Origin of the sequence: Comamonas sp. A7-5 (assembly GCF_039581385.1) — a bacterium.
Classification (GTDB): Bacteria; Pseudomonadota; Gammaproteobacteria; order Burkholderiales; family Burkholderiaceae_C; genus Comamonas; species Comamonas thiooxydans.
On sequence record NZ_JBCPWO010000015.1, the window covers coordinates 1 to 24,187 of the forward strand.

Below are 24,187 nucleotides of genomic sequence, written 5' to 3' on the forward strand. Positions count from 1 at the left end.
TGATGCAGACTGGTACATCAGGGTGATCAATGCGCAGCGGGAAATCAGCTCGCCCAGCAGTTGAGCCAGCACCTCGTTGCCCATGAGCTCGGCCATGCGCACGTGGAAGTCGCCCAGCAGTTCGGTGCGCTGGCCCACGTCATTGGCTTCCATGGCCTTTTTCTCGGCAGCCACATGCTGCTTGAGGGCGCGAATCTTGGCAGCGCTGCTTTGCTTGACAAAGCTGCGCACCATCTCGGCTTCGAGCATGCGGCGCACGGCAAACACCTGGCGCGCCTCGTCCACCGAAGGCGTGGCCACAAAGGCGCCGCGGGCGGGCTCGAGCCGGATGAGACGGTTTTGTGAAAGCTGAAACAAGGCCTGGCGCACCAGGGTGCGGGAAACTCCAAAGTGGTCGGCCAGCTTTTGCTCGGCCAGCTTGGTGCCGGGCATCAGGCGATGCTCGACGATGGCCTTGGTCAGGCTTTCGACAATGAAACTGGTGGTGGAAGTTTCCATAAATCCATCATAGCGGTTGAAGACAAGTTTTGTATACAGTTTCTGTTCACCAAACATGGTGTTTGTATCGATGTTCAGGCGCAGAAAGCTGTGCGCAAGCGCGCAAACCCAATGGGAGCAAGGGCTTGCAACATTGGTATTGCAAAGATCAGCAGTGTTGTGACTGGGGGGCCTCTGTAAGGGAAAAAAGCCCGAATGCACAATGCGCAGCTATGCAAGCACAGAATACATCCTCGCGCGCGCAGGCCGCGGCAACGCCTGTTCCCCAGCAAGACCCGGCTGGATTTCTGCGTCATCTGTATGACGTGGCAGTGCGCAATGCCCTGCCCATCGAGGGTCTGGCGCGTCATCTGCCCAAGCCGCCCAAGGGCCGCACGCTGGTCCTGGGCGCCGGCAAGGCCGGTGGCTCCATGGCGCAGGCGCTGGAAGCTCTGTGGCCGCAGGATGCCCCGCTGTCGGGTCTGGTGGTGACGCGCTACGCGCACATTCCCCCACGCCCCGAAGGGCTGGCCCAGCGCCTGGAGGTGGTGGAAGCTGCCCATCCGGTGCCGGACGCGGCCGGTCTGGCTGCGGCCGAGCGCATTCTGGCGCTGACCGAGGGGCTGACCGCCGACGATCTGGTGATCTGCCTCATCTCCGGCGGCGGCTCTTCCCTGTTGACATTGCCCGCCGAAGGCATCGACCTGGCCGAGAAGCAGCGCATCAACAAGGCGCTGCTGGAGAGCGGCGCGGCGATTGGCGAGATGAACTGCGTGCGCAAGCATCTCTCGCGCATCAAGGGCGGCCGTCTGGCCGCTGCCTGCCATCCCGCCAAGGTGGTGACGCTGACCATCAGCGATGTGCCCGGCGACGATCCTTCGGTGATCGCCAGCGGACCCACGGTGCCGGACGCGTCGACCTGTGCCGACGCACTGGCCATCCTGGACCGCTACCAGATCGGCATTCCCGAGTCCGTGCGCGCTGCGCTTCAAGCCGGCGAGCTGGAGACGCCCAAGCCCGGCGACGCCCGCTTTGAAGGCCATGAAGTGCATCTGATCGCCACACCCCAGCAGTCGCTGGAAGCCGCGGCCGCCGCAGCCCGCGCGGCAGGCATTGCCGTGCATGTGCTGTCCGATGAGATGGAAGGCGAGTCGCGCGAGGTGGGCAAGGTCCATGCGGCGCTGGCTCGTGCCGTGGCCAGGCATGACCAGCCTTTTGCCAAGCCCTGCGTGATTCTCTCGGGTGGCGAAACCACGGTGACCATCCGTCCGCGCCAACCCGGTGCGGCCAAGGGGCGCGGCGGCCGTGCCGGCGAGTTCTGCCTGGGTCTGGCCCAGGCCCTGCAAGGTCAGGAAAAGGTCTGGGCGCTGGCCGCGGACACCGACGGTATCGACGGTGTCGAGGACAACGCGGGAGCCCGTGTCTCGCCCTGCACGCTCAAGCGCGCGGCAGAGCTGAACCTGCGCATCAGCGATCACCTGGATCGCAACGATGCCTATGGCTATTTCTCGGCGCTGGGCGATCTGGTGATCACCGGCCCCACGCACACCAATGTCAACGACTTCCGCGCCATTCTGATTCTTTGAAATCATCAAATTGAATAGCTGCTTGCGCAGGCTATTCAACGGTTTTAAGTGGAAAAATATCTGCAGCTACCGCTTATAAAGCGGTAGCTGCTATTTTTTTTATATAGCTGTAGTGTAAAACTAGCGCTACCTATCCCAGTGCTCCGAGCAAGAGCTGCCTTGCGGCGAAGGAGCAGTCCCCCTCCGTTAGCGCGCAGCGCGTACAGAGAGGGGGAAGGCGCGAAGCGCCTCAGGGGGAGCTAGCCCCCTCTTGGCAGATCCTCCCACCAGGCATCGTCGAACTTGCCCTGAAGGAAGGCGATGAAGGACTGCACCTTCTGCGGCACCAGGCGTGGCGAGGGGTAGACGGCGTGGATCTCCTGCTCGGGCAGGCGGCAGGTCTTGAGCACTTCCACCACGCGGCCGTCCTTGAGCGAGTCCTGGGCCACATAGCGCGGCAGGGCCGCAATGCCCATGTGCGAGCGGGCAGCGGCCAGCAGGGCCGAGAGGTTGTTGGAGCGCAGCCGCCCCGTGACGGGAATCGACACCGGCTCGCCGCTGGCATTGCGCAGGCGCCAGATATCGTTGCCCTGCACGCTGCTGTAGATCAGCGTGGAATGCTCCTTGAGGTCCGAGGGGCGGCGCGGCGTGCCGTGCTTGCGCAGATAGGTGTTGGAGGCCACCAGCACCCAGGGATTGACGCCCAGCATGCGCGCGCCTAATGAGGAGTCGGCCAGCTTGCCCAGGCGCAGCGCCACGTCGATGCCGTTGGCTACCAGATCGGTGTAGCGGTCCTCGAAGCTCAGATCGACCTGCACCTGCGGGTTGTGCTTCATGAAATCCATGGCCAGCGGAATGAGTACACGGCGCCCGAAGGCCACCGAGCTGCCGATGCGCAGCTGACCCTGCACCTGGGTCTGGCGCACCTTGACCACGTTCTCCGCCTCGGCCACGTCGCTGACGATGATCTTGCATTTTTCGTAGTACAGCGCGCCGGCTTCGGTCAGGCTCACGCCGCGTGTATTGCGGTTGAGCAGGCGCACCTTGAGGCGCGCTTCCATGGCCGCGACCTGTTTGGTGACGGTGGGCTGGGTGGTGGCGAATTCCTGTGCGACCTTGGTGAAACTGCCGGTCTCCACCACGCGCACAAACATGTGCATCGCGTCGAGTCTGTCCATGGGTTTGTCTCCTATTTATTCTTGGGTGGAATAAATTTTATGGTCTGAGAGCGGCTTCCAGCAAGCAAGGGTCTTGACTAAAGTTCAACCAAGTTTTTAGGAGACCCTCATGGCCAAAATGAAAGCAATCGACGCCGCAGTCCTGGTGCTCGAAAAAGAAGGTGTAACCGTGACGTTTGGTGTGCCCGGCGCGGCCATCAACCCGCTGTACGCTGCAATGAAGAACCACGGCGGCATCGGTCACATTCTGGCCCGTCACGTGGAAGGCGCGAGCCACATGGCCGAAGGCTACACCCGCGCGGTGGCCGGCAATATCGGCGTGTGTATCGGCACCAGCGGCCCCGCCGGCACCGACATGATCACCGGTCTGTACTCGGCCAGCGCCGACTCCATTCCAATCCTGTGCATTACCGGTCAGGCTCCCCGCTCGCGTCTGCACAAGGAAGACTTCCAGGCCGTGGACATTGCCTCCATTGCCAAGCCCGTGACCAAGTGGGCCACCACCGTGCTGGAACCCGCCCAGGTGCCACGAGCCTTCCAGCAGGCTTTCCACCTGATGCGCTCCGGTCGTCCCGGCCCCGTGCTGATCGATCTGCCCATCGACGTGCAACTGGCCGAGATCGAATTCGACATCGACACCTACGAGCCCCTGCCTGCCTACAAGCCAGCTGCTTCGCGCAAGCAGGCCGAGAAGGCCATCGAGATGCTCAACGAATCCGAGCGTCCCCTGCTGGTCTCCGGCGGCGGTGTGATCAACGCCGATGCCTCCGATCTGATGGTCGAGCTGGCCGAGATCCTGAACGTGCCCGTGATCCCCACCCTGATGGGCTGGGGCACCATCCCTGACGACCACCCCCTGATGGTCGGCATGTGCGGTCTGCAGACCAGCCACCGCTACGGCAATGCCAACATGCTGGCTTCGGACTTCGTGTTCGGCATCGGCAACCGCTGGGCCAACCGCCACACCGGCTCGGTCGAGGTCTACACCAAGGGCCGCAAGTTCATCCACGTGGACATCGAGCCCACGCAGATCGGCCGCGTGTTCGCCCCCGACTACGGCATCGTCTCCGACGCCAAGGCGGCTCTGGAGCAATTCGTTGCCGTCGCCAAGGAGTGGAAGGCTGCCGGCAAGCTCAAGTGCCGCAAGGCCTGGGTGGCCGAGTGCCAGGGTCGCAAGAACAGCGTCGAGTACCTGCGCAAGACCAACTTCGACAACGTGCCGATGAAGCCCCAGCGCGTCTACCAGTGCATGAACCGCACCCTGGACCGCGACACCACCTATGTGTCCACCATCGGTCTGTCGCAGATCGCCGGCGCCCAGTTCCTGCACGTGTACAAGCCCCGCAACTGGATCAACTGCGGCCAGGCCGGTCCTCTGGGCTGGACCACTCCCGCCGCCCTGGGCGTGCGCGTGGCCGACCCCCAGCGCAAGATCGTGGCCCTGTCCGGCGACTACGACTTCCAGTTCATGATCGAAGAGCTGGCCGTGGGCGCGCAGTTCAAGCTGCCCTATGTTCACGTGCTGGTGAACAACAGCTATCTGGGTCTGATCCGTCAGGCACAGCGCGCTTTCTCGATCGACTATTGCGTGCAATTGGCGTTCGACAATATCAACATGGATGAGGGTGATGCGACCCGCGGCTACGGTGTTGACCATGTTAAGGTCGTTGAAGGTCTGGGTTGCAAGGCGATCCGCGTTCATCGCGCCGAAGACTTTGCCCCCGCCATGCAGCAGGCCGAAGCCTGGATGGCCGAGCACAAGACCCCTGTGGTGATCGAGTGCATCCTGGAGCGTGTGACCAACATCTCCATGGGCGCCGAAATCGACAACGTGGTCGAGTTCGAAGACCTGGCGACCGAAAAGGCCGACGCGCCCAGCGCACTGGCCCTGCTGGACTGATAGGAAAACTCCCCCGGAGCGGCTTTGCCGCTTCCCCCTCTCTGCGCGGGAGGGGGACGACGCCTTCGCTGCGGGGCAGCGCGGCCGGCTTAGGCCCTTGCTTGGCGTCTAGCGCCTGCAACTATTAACGATTACCGGAGACTTTTATCATGCCCCGTTTTGCAGCCAACCTGAGCATGTTGTTCACCGAGGTGCCTTTCCTCGAGCGTTTTGAGCGTGCCGCAAACGCAGGCTTTGAAGCCGTGGAGTTTCTCTTTCCCTACGCTCATACCGTGGAAGAGATCAAGGAGCGTCTGGACGCCACCGGCCTGAAGATTGTTCTGCACAACCTGCCCGCCGGCGACTGGGACGCGGGCGAACGTGGCATTGCCTGCGACCCCAAGCGCGTGGACGAGTTCCGCGCTGGCGTGGCCAAGGCCGTGACCTATGCCCACGCCCTGGGTGTGCCCCAGCTCAACTGCCTGGCCGGCAAGGTTCCTGCCGGTGTTGACGCTGCCGTGGTGCGCCGCACTTTCGTGGAAAACCTGCGTTTTGCTGCCGCCGCCCTGAGCGCCGCCAACATCCGCCTGCTGATCGAGCCGATCAACCCCTTCGACATCCCCGGCTTCTACCTGAACCGCACTGACGATGCCCTGTCCATCCTGGACGAAGTGGGTGCGCCCAACGCCTTTGTGCAGTACGACATCTACCACGCCCAGCGCGTGGAAGGCGAGCTGGCAGCCACCATGCAAAAGCAGCTGGGCCGCATCGGTCACATCCAGCTGGCCGACAACCCCGGTCGCAACGAACCCGGCACGGGCGAGATCAACTACCCCTTCCTGTTCGCACACCTGGATCGCATCGGCTACGACGGCTGGATCGGTTGCGAATACAAGCCCGCCAACGGCACCGAGTCCGGCCTGGGCTGGCTGCAGAAGATCGGCGGCTGGAACAAGGTTGCCGTGGCTGCATGAATGGATGACCCGGTCTGTGGCGCCGGCTCGCAAAGCGCCATTGGCCATCGAATTTGAGTATCAAGAAAACTGAGGAGTACAACCATGAACGCATCGTCTCTCAAGCTGGGCTTTATCGGTCTGGGCATCATGGGCGCGCCCATGTGCGGCCACCTGATTGCGGCCGGCCACCAACTGTTCGTCAACACCGTGGGCAAGGTGCCTGCCAACATCGCCGAAACCAGCGCCACCCAGTGCACCACTGCTCGCGGTGTGGCCGAGCGCGCCGACATCATCTTCATCATGGTGCCCGACACTCCCGACGTGGAGAAGGTGCTGTTCGGTGAAGACGGCGTGGCAGCCGGCCTCAAGGGCAGCTCCGGCAAGATCGTGGTCGACATGTCCTCCATCTCGCCCGTGGCCACCAAGGACTTTGCCAAGCGCATCGAAGCCGCTGGCGCCCAGTACCTGGACGCTCCCGTCTCCGGCGGTGAAGTCGGTGCCAAGAACGGCACCCTGTCCATCATGGTCGGCGGCCCCGATGCAGCCTTCGAACGCGTCAAGCCCCTGTTCGACAAGATGGGCAAGAACATCACCCTGGTGGGCGGCAACGGCGACGGCCAGACCGCCAAGGTGGCCAACCAGATCATCGTGGCTCTGAACATCGAAGCCGTGGCCGAAGCCCTGCTGTTTGCATCGCGCGCCGGTGCCGATCCAGCACGTGTGCGTGAAGCCCTGCTGGGCGGTTTTGCCTCTTCCAAGATCTTGGAAGTGCATGCCGAACGCATGATCAAGCGCACATTCGACCCTGGCTTCCGCATTGCCTTGCACCAGAAGGACCTGAATCTGGCCCTGTCCAGCGCTCGTCAGCTGGGCGTGTCCCTGCCCAACACCGCTCAGGCTCAAGAGCTGTTCAACAGCTGCGTGGCCCACGGCGGCGCTGCCTGGGATCACTCGGGCATGGTGCGCGCCCTGGAAATCCAGGCCAACTTCGAAATCGGTCAGAAGGCTGAATAAAGAGAGGTGGGGAGGGCGGCCACTGGCCAAGCGTACGGCCAGCAGCCGCCTCAAGTGAAAGCCGCGCTCGGGGGAGCGCGGCTTTTTTGTTCAGCGTCAGTAACCCATGGTCTTTCCGTCAGGGTTGCGCGGGTCCGAAGCGCCGCGCAGCAGGCCGTCGCGGATCTCGATGGTCTGCGTGCGGCCCATGGATGCCTTCAGTGCCACCTTGTGGCCCCATTGTCTGAGCAGGGCCAGCGTATCGGGGCTGAAGCCTTTTTCAACGCGCAACTCGTCTGGCGTCCACTGGTGATGAAAGCGCGGCGTGGCAGCCGCTTCGGCCGGGTTCATGCCGAAGTCGATGTGATTCACGACTTGCTGCAGCACCGTGGTGATGATGCGCGCTCCGCCCGGGCTGCCGGTGACGAGAACCGGCTTGCCGTCCTTGAGTACCAGGGTCGGTGTCATGGATGACAGCGGCCGCTTGCCGGCCTGCACGGCATTCGCGTCGCCGCCCACCAGACCATAGGCATTGGCCACGCCGGGCTTGGCCGAGAAATCGTCCATCTCGTTGTTGAGCAAAATCCCCGTGCCCCTGGCGACGATGCCGCTGCCGAAATTGGTGTTCAGCGTATAGGTCACGGCCACCGCGTTGCCGGCCTTGTCCACCACGGAGTAATGGGTGGTCTGGTCGCTTTCATAAGGCTGGGGCCTGCCGGGCCGGATGTCCTTGCCGGGCCTGGCCTGCTGGGGCTTGATGCTGGCGGCCAGCTCGCTGGCATAGCTCTTGGAGATCAGCCCCTTGAGCGGAATCTTCACAAAGTCCGGGTCGCCCAGATACTCGGAGCGGTCGGCATAGGCGAGCTTCATGGCCTCGGTCATGTAGTGCACGCTTTGCGCGCTGTCGGCACCCCATTGATTCATGGGCCAGCGCTCCATCATGTTCAGGATCTGAATCAGATGCGCGCCGCCCGAAGAGGGCGGAGGCATGGTCACGATCTGGTAGCCGCGATAGCTGCCGCGCACGGGCTCGCGCTCTGCAACCTTGTAGTCGCGCAGGTCCTGCAGGCTGAGGGCATTGGCGTGCGGTGCCATCTCCGTCACGATCTTCTGCGCGATCGCACCTTCGTAGAAGGCCTTGGCACCCTGCTGGCTGATCAGGCGCAGGGACTGCGCCAGATCCTTTTGCACCAGCCTCTCGCCGCTTTGCAGCGGAGCGCCGTTCTTCCAGAAAACGGCCTGGGTGGCGGGCCAGCGGCCCATGTTCTTTTTTTCCTGATCCAGAGTCTTGGCCAGGGTGACGCTGACGGGATAGCCCTTGTCCGCCAGCGCAATCGCCGGAGCCATGACCCTGGCCAGCGGCATGCTGCCCCAGCGCGAGAGCGCATGCGTCATGCCCGCCACGGTGCCGGGCACGCCTACGGCGTAATGCGTGTAGAGCGATTTGCCGTCGATGACCTTGCCGGCGGCATCCAGATACATATTGCGTGACGCGCCTTTGGGTGCCACTTCGCGGAAGTCCAGCGCAATGTCCTTGCCGCTCCGCGCGTCGTGCACCATCATGAAGCCGCCGCCGCCGATATTGCCGGCATTGGGCAAGGCCACGGCCAGTGCAAAACCCACGGCCACGGCGGCATCGACGGCATTGCCGCCCGCCTTGAGAATATCCACGCCGATCTGCGTGGCCAGCTCCTGCTCAGAGGCCACCATGCCGTTCTTGGCGATGACGGGGTGAAAGACATCCAGTTCGAAGTCATAGGCAGCAGCGGCTGCCTGGGCGGCGGCGGTCTGGGTGACGGCTGGCGCTGCGGCCTGAGCGGTGGCGTCGTTACGGATGGCCGCGCGTTCGTTGCTGGCGGGCTCTAGCGTGGCCGTGCTGCTGCAGGCGCTCAGGCCGGCCAGGGCGATGAGCAGGCTGGCTGCCAGGGCGGTGGTGCGCAATTGCATGCGTTGTCTCCTGTTCGCTTGATGAATCGGACCAGTGTATAGAGGCTTGCACAGATGCCAACCGGACAGAGCTGGCTATGTGCCTGAAAGTCAAGGCAGAAAAGCCTTTGATGGAGTACAGGAACTGTATACACTTTAGAGATCAAAGCGCTGCGCTCATGCGCGAGCAGACTTTGTGATGGCATAGATGTTTCAGGGCTTACGCAAACAGGAATGCAACAACGGTCTGCCTGAACCCGTTTTGCGTAAGTCGTGTGTTTGATACAACCAAGGGCAGTGGCAAACTGCCTGTGAGGAGATTTCCATGGGCCTGAGCACCCACGTTCTCGACACTATGAATGGCTGCCCCGCCGCAGGCATGGCTGTCGAGCTGTTTTCCACCGAAGGCGACAAGGCCACGTTGATCAAGAGCCTGGTGCTCAATCATGACGGCCGCACCGACGCGCCGCTGTTCGACAACAACACGCTCAAGGTCGGCACTTACCGCCTGACCTTTGATGTTGCGGCCTACTTCAAGGCCCGTGGCGTGCAACTGCCAGAACCCAGCTTTCTGAACAAGGTGAGCCTGGACTTCGGCGTGGCCAATGTGGAGCAGCACTACCACGTGCCTTTGCTGGTCAGCCCCTGGAGCTACTCCACCTATCGCGGCTCCTGAGCGGGACGTGAGTCTCTCGAAGCGGGAGACATGGCAAAAACAAGAGCGGCTTGCGCAGGTCATTTCAAGGTTTCAGCATTAAAAGGCATTGAAACCAAGATATGACAGGCGCAAGCCGCTCCTGTTTTTAAGGACTTATTTGCCCTTGGAATACGCCATGGCCACGACCAGGGCGCTCACGAAATAAAAGGCCTGCAGCTCCAGCGCCCAGCCGCCGGTGTTGTTGAGCATCAGAATCTGCCGGGTGTGCATCAGCGCAAATGCCACCACCATATTCACCGCAATCACCAGTGCGGCAGGCACCACCCACAGGCCCACCAGCAAAAGCAAAGGCGCGACCACTTCGCCCAGATAGACGGCATAGGCCAGAAATCCCGGCGCACCCAGGCTCTCGACCTTCGCCTCAATGCTGCCTATGCCATAACGAATCTTGGCCCAGCCGTGCAGCAGCATGAGCAAGGCCAGGGTGACACGCAGCACAACCAGAGCTGCCTTGGGGTGGTGAAAGTAATTCCAGAACTTCATGAACTTCCTGTCGTCCGCGCGATGCTTATATCAACAATGCTAGCGCCTGTTTCAGACAATTCGTCGGATTGCCTATGGATGGGGCCAAGTCTTGTCTTATGTTCATGTTGTAGGTCTTTTTCGACAACTGCTCTTGCCTTCTGTAGGCCAATGGCGCAAGCTGTAACCGCTGAGTTTTATCGGCAACGCTGCGCACTAGCATCGTGCCAACCCTGTTTCTGACAGCTTTGCATCGGGGGGATGTGCAAAAGCGACTCAATGTCGGACTGCAGGACCTTCTACCTCTGAAATGTGTCTGCACATTCATCCCATGAAAGGATATAGGTATGCGTCAAATTTCTCTGCGTTCTGTTGCGATGGCTGCTGCACTGGCTGCCGGTGCCATGACCATGACGGCCTGCACCACGACCAAGCCTGACACGGCATCGGCTCCCCGTGCCGATTCCACAACGGTCAATACCCGTGCCAATGCAGCTCTGGAGCGCCTGTACCAGACCGCACCAGGATCCAAGGAAATGGTGCAACGCGCCAAGGGGGTGCTGATCTTCCCGTCGGTGATTGGCGGCAGCTTTGTGGTCGGGGTGGAGCATGGCCGCGGCGTACTGCGCGTGGGCGGTCAAAACCGTGGTTTCTACAGCACGACAGCGGCCTCTATCGGATGGCAAGCTGGTGGTCAGTCCAAGGCTGTGATCTATGTGTTCAACACACAGGAGGCGCTGGACAAGTTCCTCAAGAGCGACGGCTGGTCCGTGGGGGCTGATGCCACCGTGGCAGCTGGCAAGATCGGTGCCAATGGCAGCGTGGACACCACGACCGCTCAGGCTCCGGTCACCAGCTATGTGCTGACCAACGCGGGCCTGGAGGCCGGCGTATCGCTGCAGGGCACGAAGATCACCAAAGTGGTCGAATAAGCCTCGCCTGGCTTGTGACAACAAAAAACCGGCCTTGGCCGGTTTTTTGTTGTCCGATGCAGCGGGTTGCATCGCTGTGCGCTTTTACTGGCCCAACTGACCTTCGGTCAAGGTGTCGAGCTGGAAGCGTCCCGACTTGTCCCAAAGCCAGGTGTCGGTATAGGTCACGCTGCGACCCGGGGCCGGGAAGGGGGCGGCGGAGCGCACGGCTCGCTCGATCTCGGCCACCACTTCGGGGGCATGGCCTGGCTTGCGCATCCAGTGCAGGTTTTTCACGCGGCCCTGGCCGTCGAGTTGAACCTGCAGCACGCCGATCGCATACAGCATAGGCGGCAGCATACCCTGGTAGATGCGGCCGGAGTTGCGTTCATATAGATGCTGGGCGGCCTGCTTGCGATAACTGGGGCTGGCCTTGTCGGCGGGCGTCGTGCCGATGGATGGGCTTTGAGGTGCGATCTGACAGGCGGTCAGCACCGCTGCAACGGCAGCCATCATCCCGGTCCGCAGCCAGTTCAGGGGGCGGCGGGCTGGTGTGTTGCGGGTGGGGTTGTGGGTTTCAGACATGACGCCAAGCGTAGCCGCAAATGGATGGAGGCAGCAGCCTGGGGACGCAATTCTGAAGCCACCTCGTGAAAAATCTGCAACGACTCGTCAAATCCGGTCCGGATATGCATCCGATTAATGTGCTCATACGCTTGTCTGTCTATTGCGACTCGCAAAATGCATGAACATCGGTCATCAAAGCAATCGGCGTTCAGTCATGTGGAGCGAAACACAGCAAGGAATCTTGAACCGTCTGGCGCAGCAGCCGCTGTGCTGGGTGCAGGTACAGGCCACTCGTGGCTCCGTGCCCCGCGAGGAGGGGGCCTGGATGGCAGTGTTCGCCGATGAGGTGATGGGGACGATCGGCGGTGGTCATCTGGAGTGGCAGGCCATTGCCCAGGCGCGCCAGCTGCTGGCGCAGTGGGACGCAGACCCCTCAGCCTTGCGTGAGCATATCCAGCGGTATGCGCTTGGCCCCAGTCTGGGGCAATGTTGCGGCGGTGCGCTGGAGCTGCACTTTGCATGGTTTGACGCCCGCGATGCGCTACGTCTGCGGGCCTTGATGCCCGAGCCGTCGCAATGTGTGGCCTTGTTCGGCGCTGGCCATGTGGGGCATGCGCTGGTGCGCATTTTGCGCAGCTTGCCGTACCGCGTGGTCTGGGTGGACAGCCGTGATGCAGTCTTTCCCGTGGAGGAGCAGATAGGGGTGCAGTGCGAGCACTCCGATCCGGTGCAGGCCGCGGTGGCAGAGCTGCCGCCGCAGTCGCAGGTGCTCATCATGAGCTTCAGCCATGCCGAAGACCTGGAGGTGGTGGCGCAATGCCTGCTGCGCCAGCGCGAGCGAGGAGATCTGCCTTTTGTGGGGTTGATTGGCAGCAAGACCAAATGGGCCAGTTTCAGCAGCCGCTTGCGCAGGCGAGGGTTCAGCGATGCAGAGCTGGCTCACGTCACCTGCCCGATCGGTGTGCCGGGCATTACCGGCAAGGAGCCCGAGGTGATCGCTGTGGCGGTGGCGGCACAGCTTCTGCAGCGCTTGTCTGCGAGCTGATGGTGCAATGAATGCCCTGATCTGGTGCGGGTGGCCGCAAACATGCGGTTACCTGCCCTAAAAATCAGGCCCGATCCTTGCATATCGCACTTGTATTAGGGAAATCTCTAGGGTGGTTTATCCCTGATTCGAGAGTTGCGGCAGCAAAAATTGCATACACTTTCGGTCGACAGAATGGTCGCAGCGGTGCCCCGTGTGTAACGTCCGGGAGCGCGGCCTTTTCTTCTGCTCAGAGCGCCCGCAGTGGTGAGCAGGTTGTTCGGCAGCCCCACGCTGCCAAGGTTGAGAGCTATGGAAAGCTACATTCTCGACTGGGCCGGCCTGCTGTTGCGGTGGCTCCACGTCATTACCGCGATCGCCTGGGTCGGTTCCTCCTTCTACTTTGTGTTCCTGGACAGCAGCTTGACGCCGCCCGTGGATGACGACCTGAAGAAGCAGGGCGTTAACGGCGAACTCTGGGCTGTGCACGGTGGCGGTTTCTACCACCCCGTCAAGTTCAATGTGTCTCCTCCCAAGATGCCGGATCACCTGCACTGGTTCTACTGGGAAAGCTACACCACGTGGCTGTCCGGCTTTGCCCTGCTGACGGTCTCCTACCTCTGGAACGCCAACATCTATCTGGTCACTCCCGGCGACCCCAATGCAATGAGCACCGGCGCTGCCGTGGCTTCGGCTCTGGGCTTCCTGGTGGTCTTCTGGCTGCTGTATGACTTCATCTGCCGCACTTTCGGCCAGAAGAAGAATGGCGATGCCACCGTCGGTGCCATGGTTCTGGTGCTGGTGTGTATCGCAGCCTATCTGGCCTGCCACATCTTCCCCGGCCAGGCAGCCTTCCTGCTGATGGGCGCGATGATCGCGACGTCCATGAGCGCCAACGTGTTCTTCTGGATCATCCCTGGCCAGCGCAAGGTGGTGGCTTCGCTCAAGGCTGGTGAGCCTGTGGACCCACGTCACGGCCAACGTGCCAAGCAGCGCAGCGTGCACAACACCTATTTCACGCTGCCCGTGCTGTTCGCCATGCTGTCCAATCACTATGGCTGGTTGTACAGCCACAAGCTGAACTGGCTGGTGCTGATCGGCATGATGTTTGCCGGTGCTGCCATTCGCCAGTTCTTCGTGATGCGCCACGGCTACAAGCTGGGTCGCAACAGCCACCCCTGGCCTTACGCTGCTGTCGGCGTAGCTGCTCTGCTTGCCGTGTTTGTCTGGCTCAAGCCTGCTCCTGTGGCTGCAACTGCTCCAGTAGCGGCTGCTCCAGCGGCACCCGCAGCCGGGCAGGTTGCAACTCCCGCGGCCCCTGCAGCTGAAGTCGCAACTCCTGCAGCCGAAGCCGCGTCACCTGCTGCTGCTCCCGCAGCCGCTGGCGGAGAAGGCTTTGCCAAGGTCAATGCGATCTTCCAGCAGCACTGCGTGGTGTGCCACGGCACGGCTATCCAGCAAAAGGCTGTCCGTCTGGACTCCCCCGAAGCGGTGAAATCGCACGCCCAGCAGATCTACCAGCAGGTGGTGCAGCTGAAGAAGATGCCTTTTGGCAACCCTGCGGCTCTGTCCGACGACGAACGCAACCTGATCAAGACCTGGTACGAGTCCGGCGCTGCCGTGAACTGACCATCAGCTGTTCGGGGTAATGAAGTCGTAGGCAGCGATCTGGTCTCCATGCGACCTTCTGTGGAGCTAGATTGCGTCAGCAAAGCCTAGACTCCTTCTCCTCGTAAAAAGCGCTCCTTGTGAGCGCTTTTTTTATTGAGATTCAACACTCAAGCTGCGGTGATGCGGTGTTGAACAAGACGACTGCAGCAAATGAAAGTGTGAAGTCTGCCTCGGGCTGAGGACTCAACTGATCCCTGCTAAACGGCTTTCAAGCGTGATCGATAACATGCTGGCGTTTCACCGAAGGTCCGGCGAAACAGGCTGATGTAAGCGCTGATACTGGCATAACCGAGATCCAGTGCAATGGCTGTAATGCTTATGCCTTCGGCAAGCATTTCAAGTGATCGCAATAGGCGTACGCGCTGGCGCCAGGCAGTGAAATTAAAGCCTGTCTCGCTGACAAATCTGCGACTGAGAGTGCGCGAGCTGATAGCCCCGAAATTTGCCCAGTCATCGATGCTGCGCTCGTCGGCTGGATTGGCTATCAAAGCTTTGGCGATACGTTGCAGACGCGCATCTGCTGGTATGGGCAGACCAAACTCCTCAACCGGCAGGCTTCTGATCTCGTCCAGAACCACAGCGCATATATGTGACTGTGCTTGACTCGATAGATCGGAGGCTTGCGGCATGGAGCTGGCAATACGCAGCACCGCTTCGCGCAGCAGGCCCGATACCCTGATGATGCAGGGCTGTGTCGGCAAATTGGCGCATGCGGCTTCTGCCACATAGGCGCTCCAGCCATGGTAGGGGCCGAAGGAGCGCCCAGCGTGAGCATGATGGGGAGGAAGCCAAACGGCATGTATGGCCGGCACCACCCAGAGACCGCCATCGACCTGCACCGAGATCAGGCCTTTGATTGAACCAAACAATTGACCGCGTGCATGCTGATGCATCTCGGAAGATAGCTCACTTTCCAACATTCGAGTGGCCGCTACAACACTGGGCCCGTCAGGGGAGTCCATATAGGAGCCCAACAGATGCATGAGATCAGGCATGGCGGATTTGAGTTATCTAATGGCCGATAAATTCTACAGCCGCCATATCACCTAGGCCTACGCTTGCAACTTTCCTCAAACACAGGAGTTTCACGTGCCTTTATCAAAAGACTCGGCGGATCAAGGGTTGCACAAGAGCAGTCAGTCAGATGCAGTTGATCTGAATCGGCTATACGCGCGCCCAACGGAGCGAATTCAAAAAGCGGTTCTCGATCATTTGATGGATTTCCACAAGGAATACTTGGCAAAAGCTACGTTTTTCTGTCTTGCCACGGGAGATGAGAATGGCTTGGATGCATCGCCACGCGGAGGTCCTCCCGGCTTCGTGCGGGTACTGGATGCACGCACCTTGGTTTTTGCGGACTGGCCCGGCAACAATCGCATTGCCTCCTTGCGCAATCTTCAGAATGACGACCGGTTGGCGATGCTGTTTCTCTTCCCAGGTCTGGAAACCTTTTTGCGAATCAATGGACGCGGTCGAGTTTCATCCGATGGTGACCTGATGCAAGAGTTGCGAGAAGGGATCAAGGTGCCAAAAACTGCAATAGTGATTCGGATCGATGAAGTGTTGTTCCACTGTGGACGTGCCATCAATCGCGCCCGGTTGTGGCGTGACGAGAGTCATCTGGACCCCAATCATCTGCCTACAGTCGGAGATGTGATGGCTGGCCTGGCCCAATTGCAGGGTGACGCTCAATTCACATCAGAACAGATCGTTCACGCAAATGAGCGCTACTCAAGTGCCGTAAGAACTGAGCTTTATTGAGCGCTCACAGTTTCGCCACATCTCTGCCGCATGCCCCCTGCGGTCTCGCAGGACTCAAATTACTTGTTTATGCGGGCGCCGATCTTGGGGTCTGGCCCTGCTTTCGAGTAGCCCCAGGGCTCCTGCTATCAAGGCATGGGTTCCCTCAAGCAATTCTGCCTCCATCTCTGCCTCTTGCAGTTGCCCGTCCGCTTCGTCAAGCGGCTCCAGGCGGGCTGCGGCATACACCGTGTCGGCCGCAGAGATGCAAAAGAAGGTCACGGTGGAGAGCAGCCAGCGTGATTGTTCCTTGGTGATGCCGTAGGCCTGTGCAATATGGGCCTGATGGGCGCTGATCTTCTCCAGCATGGCCGGTGTGGCCGCCAGGCGGCGAATCACGAAGGGAGTGACGCCGGGGTGCGCTTTTACGAACTGTCGTGTGGACGCAGTGAACCCCATAAGGTATTCCTCCAGCCCGATCTGCTGAGGGCTTGTTGCCTGCGGCAACTCCCAGCGCTTGAAGATTTCCTCTGCAATCAGGTGTTTGAGTGCTTCCAGGCTTGGCACATGCTTGTAGAGCGCCATGTGGCTGACGCCCAGTGCAGCGGCAACGCCGACGAACGTAATGCCAGGAAGGCCGATGGAAATTCCGGCGTCTGCAATTTTCTCTCTGGTGATGGAGCGTGGTCTCCCACGAGTCGAGGGCTTGGGTGTGTGGGGCATACGCTGGTTCTCAGTCTCTGGGCGAGATTGTCGGTGATTCACATCACTCGTCGTAGACCTATTGCTTGAATCGTTTTGAATTAGTTTATCATCATGCAACTAATTCTCGTAAAGCTTCTCGTTCGCATCTTTGTGAGAGATGGCCTTCTTCCATATCGAATGTCTACCTCTGAATCGCTTGCAGTTGCTGCCAGACCCGCGCAGCCGATCGCCCGGATATTCGCGCCTGTTCGCGGGCGCTTGATGCTTGCTGGCCTGAGCGCTGCGGTTGGCACCATGTTCACGCTGGTGCCACTGGCGGTCATCGCGCATATCGTCAAGCAAGCCTTGCTCGATGACTTGGGGGGCATATGGGTCAGCATCGCTGTCGGAGTGCTGTGCATGTTCGTAGGCATGGGTTTGGTGATCGTCGCCGAGCTGATCGCGCACCTGGCAGACAACCGCCTCACTTACGATCTGCGCCTTGCTGTAATCAAGCGGCTGTCGCAAGTGCCTTTGGGCTGGTTTACTGCCCGCGCCTCAGGGGAGGTCAAGCAGGCGCTGCAGGACGATATCGCGACGCTGCACAGTCTGACTGCGCATTTCTATACCGCCGTGGGGCGTGCGGCCGGGGCGATCGTGATTGCAGTGATTTATCTGTTTGTGCTGGATTGGCGCATGGCGATCTTTGCGCTGCTGCCATTTCCCGGATTCTTCGTTTTTCTCAAGCGCGCAATGAAAGCCAGCAATGCGCACATGCAGGAGTTCGTTGCACGACTGGGGCGGATCAACAGCGCTACGGTGGAGTTCGCGGGCGGGATTCCGGTCATCAAGGCCTTTGGCGGAGCGAGCCTGGTCCACGCAGGTTACAGAGATGCCGTGGATGGATTTGCCAGTGCCTTTACGGATTTCACTCGCCCGCTGGTGATCTCCATGGCTCGTGCGCATGCATTGATTGCGCCTGTGACCGTGCTCGGTGTGGTGCTGGCTTCTGGCGCTGCGTTTGTGGCCATGGGCTGGATGCAGCCTCTTGATGTATTGCCGTTCGCACTCGTCGCGCCCGGTATTTGTGCGCCGCTTTTGCTTTTGCATACCTTGCTGCATGACCTGCAGGGTGCAACCGGTGCGGCCCAGCGCGTGCTGGCATTGCTGGACACTCCGGTGCTGCCGCAACCGGCGCCGGGGCAGCCATCGCATCCTGAAGGCAATGCCGTGCGTTTCGAGCAGGTGGGTTATGCGTATGCGGCAGAGCATCAGGTGCTGTCCGGCATCAGCTTCGACATGCATCCCGGCACCGTCACGGCCGTGGTCGGCCCTTCGGGTTCAGGAAAATCCACGCTGGCACGTTTGCTGTTGCGGTTTTTCGATCCCGCACAGGGGCGCATCACTCTGGGTGGAGTCGATTTACGGCAGATCACCAGCACAACCCTGTATCAACGCATTGGCTTTGTGCTGCAGGAAGTGCAGCTGATTCACGCCAGTGTGCGCGAGAACATTGCGCTGGCCCGTCCATCGGCCACTATGGAGGAAATCGAGGCAGCAGCCCGCGCAGCCCACATCCACGATCGCATTCTGGCGTTGCCGCGTGGCTACGACTCCGTGGTTGGCGAGGATGCGCAGCTCTCCGGTGGGGAGCGCCAGCGCCTGAGCATTGCCCGGGCAGTGCTGCTGAATCCGCCCATTCTCGTGCTGGATGAAGCTACCGCATCTGCAGATGTGGAAAGCGAAGCCTTCATTCAGGACGCACTTTCTCGCTTTGCACGTGGGCGCACCTTGCTGGTGATTGCACACCGGCTCGACACCATCGTGCATGCGGATCGCATTCTGGTGCTGCGCGATGGAGAGATTGCCGAGCAAGGCAGACATGCGCAACTGATGGCTGAAGACGGTCTCTATGCGCGGCTGTGGCAGCTTGGTGCTTATGCCAGCCCGATGCCAAAGAGTGAGCTGCCATGCTGAAGACCTTTTTGAAGTTGCTGGGTGATGATGCACGCCTGCTGCACCGCTACACATGGATGGCTGTTGCCTACGGTGTGCTGTGCGGTCTGACGATGGCAGTGCTGCAACCGTTGCTGACGCATTGGTTGCAAGGTGACTGGCGTGCAGCCATGGGCTGGCTATGCGTGCTGCTGCTGGGTGTGCTGCTGTCATGGATTGCCAGACGTGTCGTGGAGCAGGCGGGCATCCGTGTCGGCGTGGCGGTTCTGCAAGGCGGACGACATCGCCTGGGCCTTCATATGGCGAGTCTGCCCATCGGCTGGTATACGCCGAAAAATACCGCGCGCATCGGCCATGTGGTGACGCAGGGGATGATGGGCATCGCGCAATTGCCAGCGCATGTTTTCACTCCACTCATCAGTGGTGCGGCCACGGCCGTGATCGTGTTGGTGGCACTTCTGGTTGTGAGTCCGGTCCTGGGGCTCACTGCGCTGATTGCGCTTCCATTGCTTGCAGGATCGTTCGCATTGACCTCGTCGATGTCGGCGCGCGCCAATGCAGCTTTTCAGCGCGACTTTGCCCAAGCCAGTCAGCGTGTGGTGGAGTTTGCCCAGGCCCAATCCGTGCTGCGCGCGTTCAGCGGCGATGGCCGCAGCACACGCTTTCTGGAGCAGGCCATTACCGAGCAACGTCAATCCGGACTGCGGCTGGTGGTGTTGTCATCGCTGTCCTCCGTATTCTGTGTATGGACCGTGCAGCTGATCTTTGCCGTGCTGCTGGTGGTCGCGATATCCGGTTTGAACGCAGCGTCCGGTGGCTCTTTGTCCACAGCGCAAATCATTGCCTTGACGGTTGCGTTATTGCTTGTGGTGCGTTTTATCGAGCCCTTGCAGGAAATCGCCGGCTACGCGGAAGTGCTTAGGAGTGCAGGCTCGCAGTTGCAAGCAGTACAGGAGCTATTTGCCGTGCAGCCGCTGCCGCAACCGAAGCAGGCAACACTTGTTGGCGATTCTTGCGTGGAGTTGCGTGATGTGCGGTTTCAATATCCCGGGTCTGCTGATGAAGTGCTGCACGGTGTGAGCCTACATGTGCCGCCGCGCAGCATGACGGCGCTGATAGGTGCATCTGGTTCCGGCAAGTCCACGGTGACGCGACTGATCGCCCGTTTCTTCGATGCCACGCAGGGGAAGGTCTTGATCGCAGGCGTGGATGTCCGTGACATTGGCGATGCGCAACTGGCCGGGCAAATCAGCCAGATCTTTCAGGACAGTTACCTGCTTTGCGGCAGCATTGCCGACAACATCCGCATTGGCAAATCGGACGCCAGCGATGCGCAAGTTCTGCAAGCTGCGCATCAGGCCGGGCTTGATGAAGTCATTGCGCGATTGCCAGACGGGGTGCTGACGATGGTGGGCGAAAACGGCGCACGTCTTTCCGGAGGCGAACGCCAGCGCATAGCGATTGCCCGGGCCTTGATCAAGGAGTCCCCCATCCTGCTGGTGGATGAAGCCACTGCTGCGCTGGACGCAGAGAACCAGTCCATCATCGCTCAAACACTTGCACGGCTGAAGGGGCAGCGCACGCTCATCGTGATCGCGCACCAGCTCTCCACCATTGCCATGGCCGATCAGATTGTGGTGCTGGAAGGCGGCGGCGTGGTAGAGAGCGGATCACCGGCGCAGTTAAAGGCAAGGCAGGGTCGCTATGCCCAGTTGCTTGCGCAGAGCCGCGCTGCCAAAGGCTGGCGCATGGACGCAGTGCAAATGTCTGGGGATTCCGTGTGATGCGCAAGCGTTGGTTGCTGGTGTTTGCTGTGCTGTGCGTGGTGTCCGTGCTGCTGGGGGCGCGGCAGATGGTGTGGTCGGACGTGCTTTCATTCTCCGGCGATGCCTGGCTCACCCTGACTGCAAGCCGCTTGCCGCGTTTGGCGGCGCTGGTGCTTACGGGGGCGGGTCTGTCGGTGTGCGGCGTGATCCTGCAGCACATCGTGCGCAACAAGTTTGTGGAGCCGGGCACCACAGGGGGGCTGGATGCGGCCAAGCTCGGTATTTTGGTAGCGCTGACCGTGATGCCTGCTGCGGGAACCCTGAGCCGGATGCTGTTTGCGCTGGTGTTCTGCCTGATGGCAAGTCTGCTGTTCATTGCCGTGATCCGACGCATCCAGTTTCGCAATCTGGTGCTGGTGCCCGTCGTCGGTCTGATGTACGGCAGCGTGCTCACCTCGATTGCCGAGTTCTATGCATACAGCCACAACATTCTGCAAAGCATGCAGGGCTGGTTGCTGGGTGACTTTTCCCGCGTGGTGCAAGGCCATTACGAGATTCTCTACATTATTTTTCCGGTAGTGATGCTGGCCTATCTGTATGCGCACCGCTTCACTGTGCTGGGCATGGGCGAAGACATCGCCACGAGTCTGGGCCTGGGTTATGCAGCCACGGCCATCATCGGTTTGGTGCTGGTGGCATTGACGATTTCTGCCACGGTGATTGCCGTGGGGGCGATTCCTTTTGTGGGCCTTGTCGTGCCCCAGCTGGTTGCCATGCGCTGTGGTGAGAACTTGCGACGCACATTGCCACTGGTGGCTTTGGGTGGTGCATCACTGCTGCTGGCCTGCGACATTGCAGGCCGCCTGGTGATGTACCCGTTCGAGGTGCCTATCGGCCTTACTGCCGGTGCGGTGGGCGGTGTGATGTTCCTGGTGCTGATTGTGCGGGGACTTCGCTGATGCGCATGTCGTTGACCAAGACCTGCTGGTTCGCAGCGCTGTCGATTGCACTCCTGGCGCTTGCTTTTGTGCTGCTGGGCTCCGGACTGGATACGGATTATGTGATCCCCAAGCGCCTTGTACGCCTTGCGTCGATTGTCATCGGCGGCATCTGCGTGGCAGTGTCGGCCATAGTGTTTCAGGCGCTGGTGAACAACCGCATTCTGACGCCTTCCATCATGGGTTACGAGGCCGTGTATCTGCTGTGGCAGGCCATGCTGCTGTTGCTGCTGGGTACACATGGCTTGAGCATGCTTGGCGTACACGGGAATTTCCTCGTCTCCGTGCTGTTGATGCTGACCTATTCATGGGCACTTCAATGGTGGCTGTTGCGCCGCGGCCGCAATGATGTCTATGTGCTGCTGCTGCTCGGTCTGGTGCTGACCATGGTGATCGGCACGTTCACCCAGTTTGTGCAACTGCGCATCAGCCCCGGCGAGTTTGCAGTGTTTCAGGGCGTGAGCTACACATCCTTCAATCGTGCCAAGCCGCAGACTTTGCTCTATGCAGCCATTGCGGTAGCGGTCGCCTGTGCCGTGGTCCGCAAGACGCTGGCGGTGCTGGATGTGCTGGCTCTGGGGCGTGAGCAGGCCATTTCTCTGGGCGTGCCGCATGGCCGGTATTTGCAGCTCTACCTGGCGCTGATCGCCATTTTGGTGGCGCTGTCCACCAGCCTTGTGGGACCCACAGCCTTCATGGGCATCTTTGTGGCCAACATCGTCTACGCCCTGGTTCCGCATGCACGCCACCGCGTCATGCTGCCGCTGGGGTGTGCGGTTGCCATTGCCATTTTTCTTGCCGCTCAACTGCTGGTTGAGCATGTTTTCAACTACAAGACCACCGTCAGCATCCTGGTGAATCTGGTGTGCGGTGTGTATTTCCTGGCACTGATTGTGCGCAAACGGGGTGCAGCATGATGGGTGTCAACCATCTTTCCAAGCAATATGGCGGCAGGACGGTGTTGTCAGACGTGAGCGTGGAGTTTCCTGCTCAGCGCGTCACATCGCTGATCGGCCCCAATGGTGCGGGCAAGTCCACGCTGCTCATGCTGATGGCGCGCTTGCTGGAGCCCCGCAGCGGTGCGATTCATTGGCAGGCACGTGACGTCAGCCGAATTCCCGTTGCCGAATACGCACGACATGTTGCCACGCTGCGTCAGGCCCCCGGCTTCAATATGCGCCTGACGGTGGAAGAGCTGGTCGCTTTTGGACGTTTCCCGCATAGCCGTGGCGCGCTGACTGTTCAGGATCGCCGAGCCATGGATGAGGCAATCGCCTTTCTGTCTTTGGAGTCGCTGCGTCACGCTTTCATCGATGAGATCAGCGGCGGCCAGCGGCAGATGGCATTTCTCGCAATGACGATTGCGCAGCAGACAGATGTGCTGCTGCTCGACGAGCCACTCAACAACCTCGACATGAGGCATGCCGTACAGATCATGCGCGCACTGCGTCGCCTCTGCGACGAGCAGGGCCGCACCGTGATTTTGGTGATTCACGACATCAACTTTGCGGTCAATTACTCGGACCACATAGTCGCGCTCAAGAACGGATCCCTGCGCTTTCACGGCCCGGCTCAGGACGTGGTGACCGAGACGCGCATGGCCGATCTGTACGAGCTGGATTTCGAGATCACGCGCAATCAGCGTGGCTGTTTCTGCAATTACTTCACATCCAGGGAAGATCACTCATGAATTCGTTGCGCAGGCAAATCCTGCTCTCTGTTGCCGGCATGGCGGCTTTGTCCTCCGCGCCAGGCATGGCCCACGCCTATGAGCCTATTTCCATCCGTCACAAACTGGGCACCACGCTTATCAAGCGTCTGCCGCAGCGTGTGGCGGCGCTGGAGATGAACGAGGTGGACTTCCTCGATCAGCTTGGCGTGCCCGTTGCGGGCATGGTGAAGGACTACGTTCCCCATTTCCTCGCCAAGTACAAGGGCGACGCCAAGGTGCAGGACCTCGGCGCCATCGTTCAGCCCAATCTGGAGCGTGTGCACGCACTGCGGCCGGATCTCATCCTGATGACATCGCTGCAGGCCGGCAAATACGAGGAGCTGGCTGAAATTGCCCCCGCCTTGTACTACGAGGTGGACTTCAAGAACAGCGAGAAGGGACATATCGAAGTCGTCAAGAACCATCTGCTGACCCTGGGCCGCATATTCAACAAGGAAGGGCTTGCCAGCGCCAAGGCTGCAGAGCTGGATGCACAGGTTCAACAGGTGCGGCGCATCACGCAAGGTCGGCCGGAGCGGGCCATGATCGTGTTGCACAACAACGGAGCTTTCAGCTCCTTCGGCCTGCAATCGCGTTACGGCTTTGTGTTCAGCGCGCTGGGCGTGAAGCCCGCAAGCTCTGCGCTGGAAGCCAGTCTGCATGGGCAACCCATCTCCAGCGAATTCATCCAGCAGGCGGATCCGGAGATCCTTTATGTGGTGGATCGCACTGCGGTGATGGAGCGCCGCCCCGTCATCAATGCCGATGGCATTGCTAATCCCTTGCTGCGCCAGACCAAGGCCTGGAAGAACGGGCACGTGGTGTTTGTCGATGCAGATGCCTGGTACACCACAGGTGCCAGCCCAAGCTCACTGAAGCTGTTGTTTAGCGATGTGCTCAAGGGCTATTCGCGCTGATTGCTTCTTTATTTGTCATAGCCAGGTCCATACCCAGCCAGCAGTTCTATTAAGCATGCGGTGCAAAAACGTCATGCATGTATCGACA

The 24,187-nt window shown here is 60.4% G+C and carries 22 protein-coding genes; 15 read left to right on the plus strand and 7 right to left on the minus strand.

Annotated features, from left to right (window positions below):
- A partial coding sequence (locus tag AAIL67_RS20055; RefSeq protein ID WP_343484669.1) for a GntR family transcriptional regulator occupies nt 1-498 on the minus strand: 498 nt, incomplete at its 3' end.
- Nucleotides 499-710: 212 nt separating this feature from the next.
- Here AAIL67_RS20055 and AAIL67_RS20060 point away from each other — a divergent pair.
- Entirely contained in the window at nt 711-2,063 is a 1,353-nt protein-coding gene (locus tag AAIL67_RS20060; RefSeq protein ID WP_043008764.1) for a glycerate kinase, read from the plus strand.
- 239 nt (nt 2,064-2,302) lie between these two features.
- Here AAIL67_RS20060 and AAIL67_RS20065 read toward each other — a convergent pair whose 3' ends face one another.
- Nucleotides 2,303-3,220 carry a LysR family transcriptional regulator gene (locus AAIL67_RS20065; RefSeq protein WP_003052436.1) on the minus strand — a complete coding sequence of 306 codons (918 nt, stop codon included), beginning with the start codon at nt 3,218-3,220 and terminating at the stop codon, nt 2,303-2,305.
- A 109-nt stretch (nt 3,221-3,329) separates the two neighbouring features.
- On the opposite strand from AAIL67_RS20065, the gene gcl reads away from it, so the two are divergent.
- The 3 genes from gcl (at nt 3,330) to glxR (ending at nt 7,069) form a co-directional block, all read left to right on the plus strand.
- Nucleotides 3,330-5,120, plus strand: a complete 1,791-nt coding sequence (gene gcl, locus AAIL67_RS20070) for a glyoxylate carboligase (RefSeq protein WP_034383047.1) — start codon at nt 3,330-3,332, stop codon at nt 5,118-5,120.
- Nucleotides 5,121-5,269: 149 nt separating this feature from the next.
- A complete protein-coding gene (hyi, locus tag AAIL67_RS20075) occupies nt 5,270-6,073 on the plus strand; it encodes a hydroxypyruvate isomerase (RefSeq protein WP_003063993.1) in 804 nt (267 codons plus the stop codon).
- 84 nt (nt 6,074-6,157) lie between these two features.
- The gene (gene glxR, locus AAIL67_RS20080) at nt 6,158-7,069 is read left to right on the plus strand and encodes a 2-hydroxy-3-oxopropionate reductase (RefSeq protein WP_003063991.1); all 912 of its coding nucleotides are present in this window, start codon (nt 6,158-6,160) and stop codon (nt 7,067-7,069) included.
- A 96-nt stretch (nt 7,070-7,165) separates the two neighbouring features.
- Here glxR and ggt read toward each other — a convergent pair whose 3' ends face one another.
- Nucleotides 7,166-8,995 (minus strand): gamma-glutamyltransferase, encoded by a 1,830-nt coding sequence (gene ggt, locus AAIL67_RS20085; RefSeq protein ID WP_343484670.1) that lies wholly within the window; start codon nt 8,993-8,995, stop codon nt 7,166-7,168.
- 304 nt (nt 8,996-9,299) lie between these two features.
- Here ggt and uraH point away from each other — a divergent pair, with 304 nt between their 5' ends.
- On the plus strand, nt 9,300-9,650 hold the full coding sequence (gene uraH / locus AAIL67_RS20090) for a hydroxyisourate hydrolase (RefSeq protein WP_003070903.1): 351 nt from the start codon (nt 9,300-9,302) through the stop codon (nt 9,648-9,650).
- A 135-nt stretch (nt 9,651-9,785) separates the two neighbouring features.
- Here uraH and AAIL67_RS20095 read toward each other — a convergent pair whose 3' ends face one another.
- A complete protein-coding gene (locus AAIL67_RS20095; RefSeq protein ID WP_034353709.1) occupies nt 9,786-10,175 on the minus strand; it encodes a DoxX family protein in 390 nt (129 codons plus the stop codon).
- Between the two features lie 326 nt (nt 10,176-10,501).
- Between AAIL67_RS20095 and AAIL67_RS20100 the strand changes: the two genes are divergently transcribed.
- Entirely contained in the window at nt 10,502-11,086 is a 585-nt protein-coding gene (locus AAIL67_RS20100) for a YSC84-related protein (RefSeq protein WP_034353706.1), read from the plus strand.
- 84 nt (nt 11,087-11,170) lie between these two features.
- On the opposite strand, the gene AAIL67_RS20105 is transcribed toward AAIL67_RS20100, so the two are convergent.
- Nucleotides 11,171-11,581 carry a hypothetical protein gene (locus AAIL67_RS20105; protein WP_080746093.1) on the minus strand — a complete coding sequence of 137 codons (411 nt, stop codon included), beginning with the start codon at nt 11,579-11,581 and terminating at the stop codon, nt 11,171-11,173.
- A 265-nt stretch (nt 11,582-11,846) separates the two neighbouring features.
- Here AAIL67_RS20105 and xdhC point away from each other — a divergent pair, with 265 nt between their 5' ends.
- On the plus strand, nt 11,847-12,677 hold the full coding sequence (xdhC, locus tag AAIL67_RS20110; RefSeq protein ID WP_063664156.1) for a xanthine dehydrogenase accessory protein XdhC: 831 nt from the start codon (nt 11,847-11,849) through the stop codon (nt 12,675-12,677).
- 291 nt (nt 12,678-12,968) lie between these two features.
- On the plus strand, nt 12,969-14,285 hold the full coding sequence (locus AAIL67_RS20115) for a urate hydroxylase PuuD (protein ID WP_063664154.1): 1,317 nt from the start codon (nt 12,969-12,971) through the stop codon (nt 14,283-14,285).
- Between the two features lie 239 nt (nt 14,286-14,524).
- Here AAIL67_RS20115 and AAIL67_RS20120 read toward each other — a convergent pair whose 3' ends face one another.
- Nucleotides 14,525-15,322, minus strand: coding sequence for a helix-turn-helix transcriptional regulator (locus AAIL67_RS20120; protein WP_063664152.1), 798 nt, complete (start codon nt 15,320-15,322; stop codon nt 14,525-14,527).
- A gap of 94 nt (nt 15,323-15,416) precedes the next feature.
- Between AAIL67_RS20120 and AAIL67_RS20125 the strand changes: the two genes are divergently transcribed.
- Complete coding sequence (locus AAIL67_RS20125) at nt 15,417-16,088, plus strand: MSMEG_1061 family FMN-dependent PPOX-type flavoprotein (RefSeq protein WP_224648666.1); 672 nt, start codon at nt 15,417-15,419, stop codon at nt 16,086-16,088.
- A 54-nt stretch (nt 16,089-16,142) separates the two neighbouring features.
- Here the strand turns inward: AAIL67_RS20125 and AAIL67_RS20130 are convergent, their stop codons facing one another.
- The gene (locus tag AAIL67_RS20130; protein ID WP_063664148.1) at nt 16,143-16,790 is read right to left on the minus strand and encodes a TetR/AcrR family transcriptional regulator; all 648 of its coding nucleotides are present in this window, start codon (nt 16,788-16,790) and stop codon (nt 16,143-16,145) included.
- 159 nt (nt 16,791-16,949) lie between these two features.
- Here AAIL67_RS20130 and AAIL67_RS20135 point away from each other — a divergent pair, with 159 nt between their 5' ends.
- From AAIL67_RS20135 to AAIL67_RS20160, 6 genes are read left to right on the plus strand one after another with little or no spacing between them, the layout of a single operon-like run.
- On the plus strand, nt 16,950-18,728 hold the full coding sequence (locus tag AAIL67_RS20135) for an ABC transporter ATP-binding protein (RefSeq protein WP_034353678.1): 1,779 nt from the start codon (nt 16,950-16,952) through the stop codon (nt 18,726-18,728).
- Nucleotides 18,722-20,491, plus strand: coding sequence for an ABC transporter ATP-binding protein (locus tag AAIL67_RS20140; RefSeq protein WP_343484672.1), 1,770 nt, complete (start codon nt 18,722-18,724; stop codon nt 20,489-20,491). Before AAIL67_RS20135 ends, AAIL67_RS20140 begins: the two co-directional genes overlap by 7 nt.
- Complete coding sequence (locus AAIL67_RS20145) at nt 20,491-21,432, plus strand: iron chelate uptake ABC transporter family permease subunit (RefSeq protein ID WP_034353672.1); 942 nt, start codon at nt 20,491-20,493, stop codon at nt 21,430-21,432. The genes AAIL67_RS20140 and AAIL67_RS20145 overlap by 1 nt, the downstream gene beginning before the upstream one ends.
- Nucleotides 21,432-22,388, plus strand: a complete 957-nt coding sequence (locus AAIL67_RS20150; RefSeq protein ID WP_343484673.1) for an iron chelate uptake ABC transporter family permease subunit — start codon at nt 21,432-21,434, stop codon at nt 22,386-22,388. The genes AAIL67_RS20145 and AAIL67_RS20150 overlap by 1 nt, the downstream gene beginning before the upstream one ends.
- Nucleotides 22,385-23,161 carry an ATP-binding cassette domain-containing protein gene (locus AAIL67_RS20155; protein WP_343484674.1) on the plus strand — a complete coding sequence of 259 codons (777 nt, stop codon included), beginning with the start codon at nt 22,385-22,387 and terminating at the stop codon, nt 23,159-23,161. Before AAIL67_RS20150 ends, AAIL67_RS20155 begins: the two co-directional genes overlap by 4 nt.
- Nucleotides 23,158-24,099 (plus strand): siderophore ABC transporter substrate-binding protein, encoded by a 942-nt coding sequence (locus AAIL67_RS20160; RefSeq protein ID WP_343484675.1) that lies wholly within the window; start codon nt 23,158-23,160, stop codon nt 24,097-24,099. The genes AAIL67_RS20155 and AAIL67_RS20160 overlap by 4 nt, the downstream gene beginning before the upstream one ends.
- The last annotated feature ends 88 nt before the right edge of the window (nt 24,100-24,187 follow it).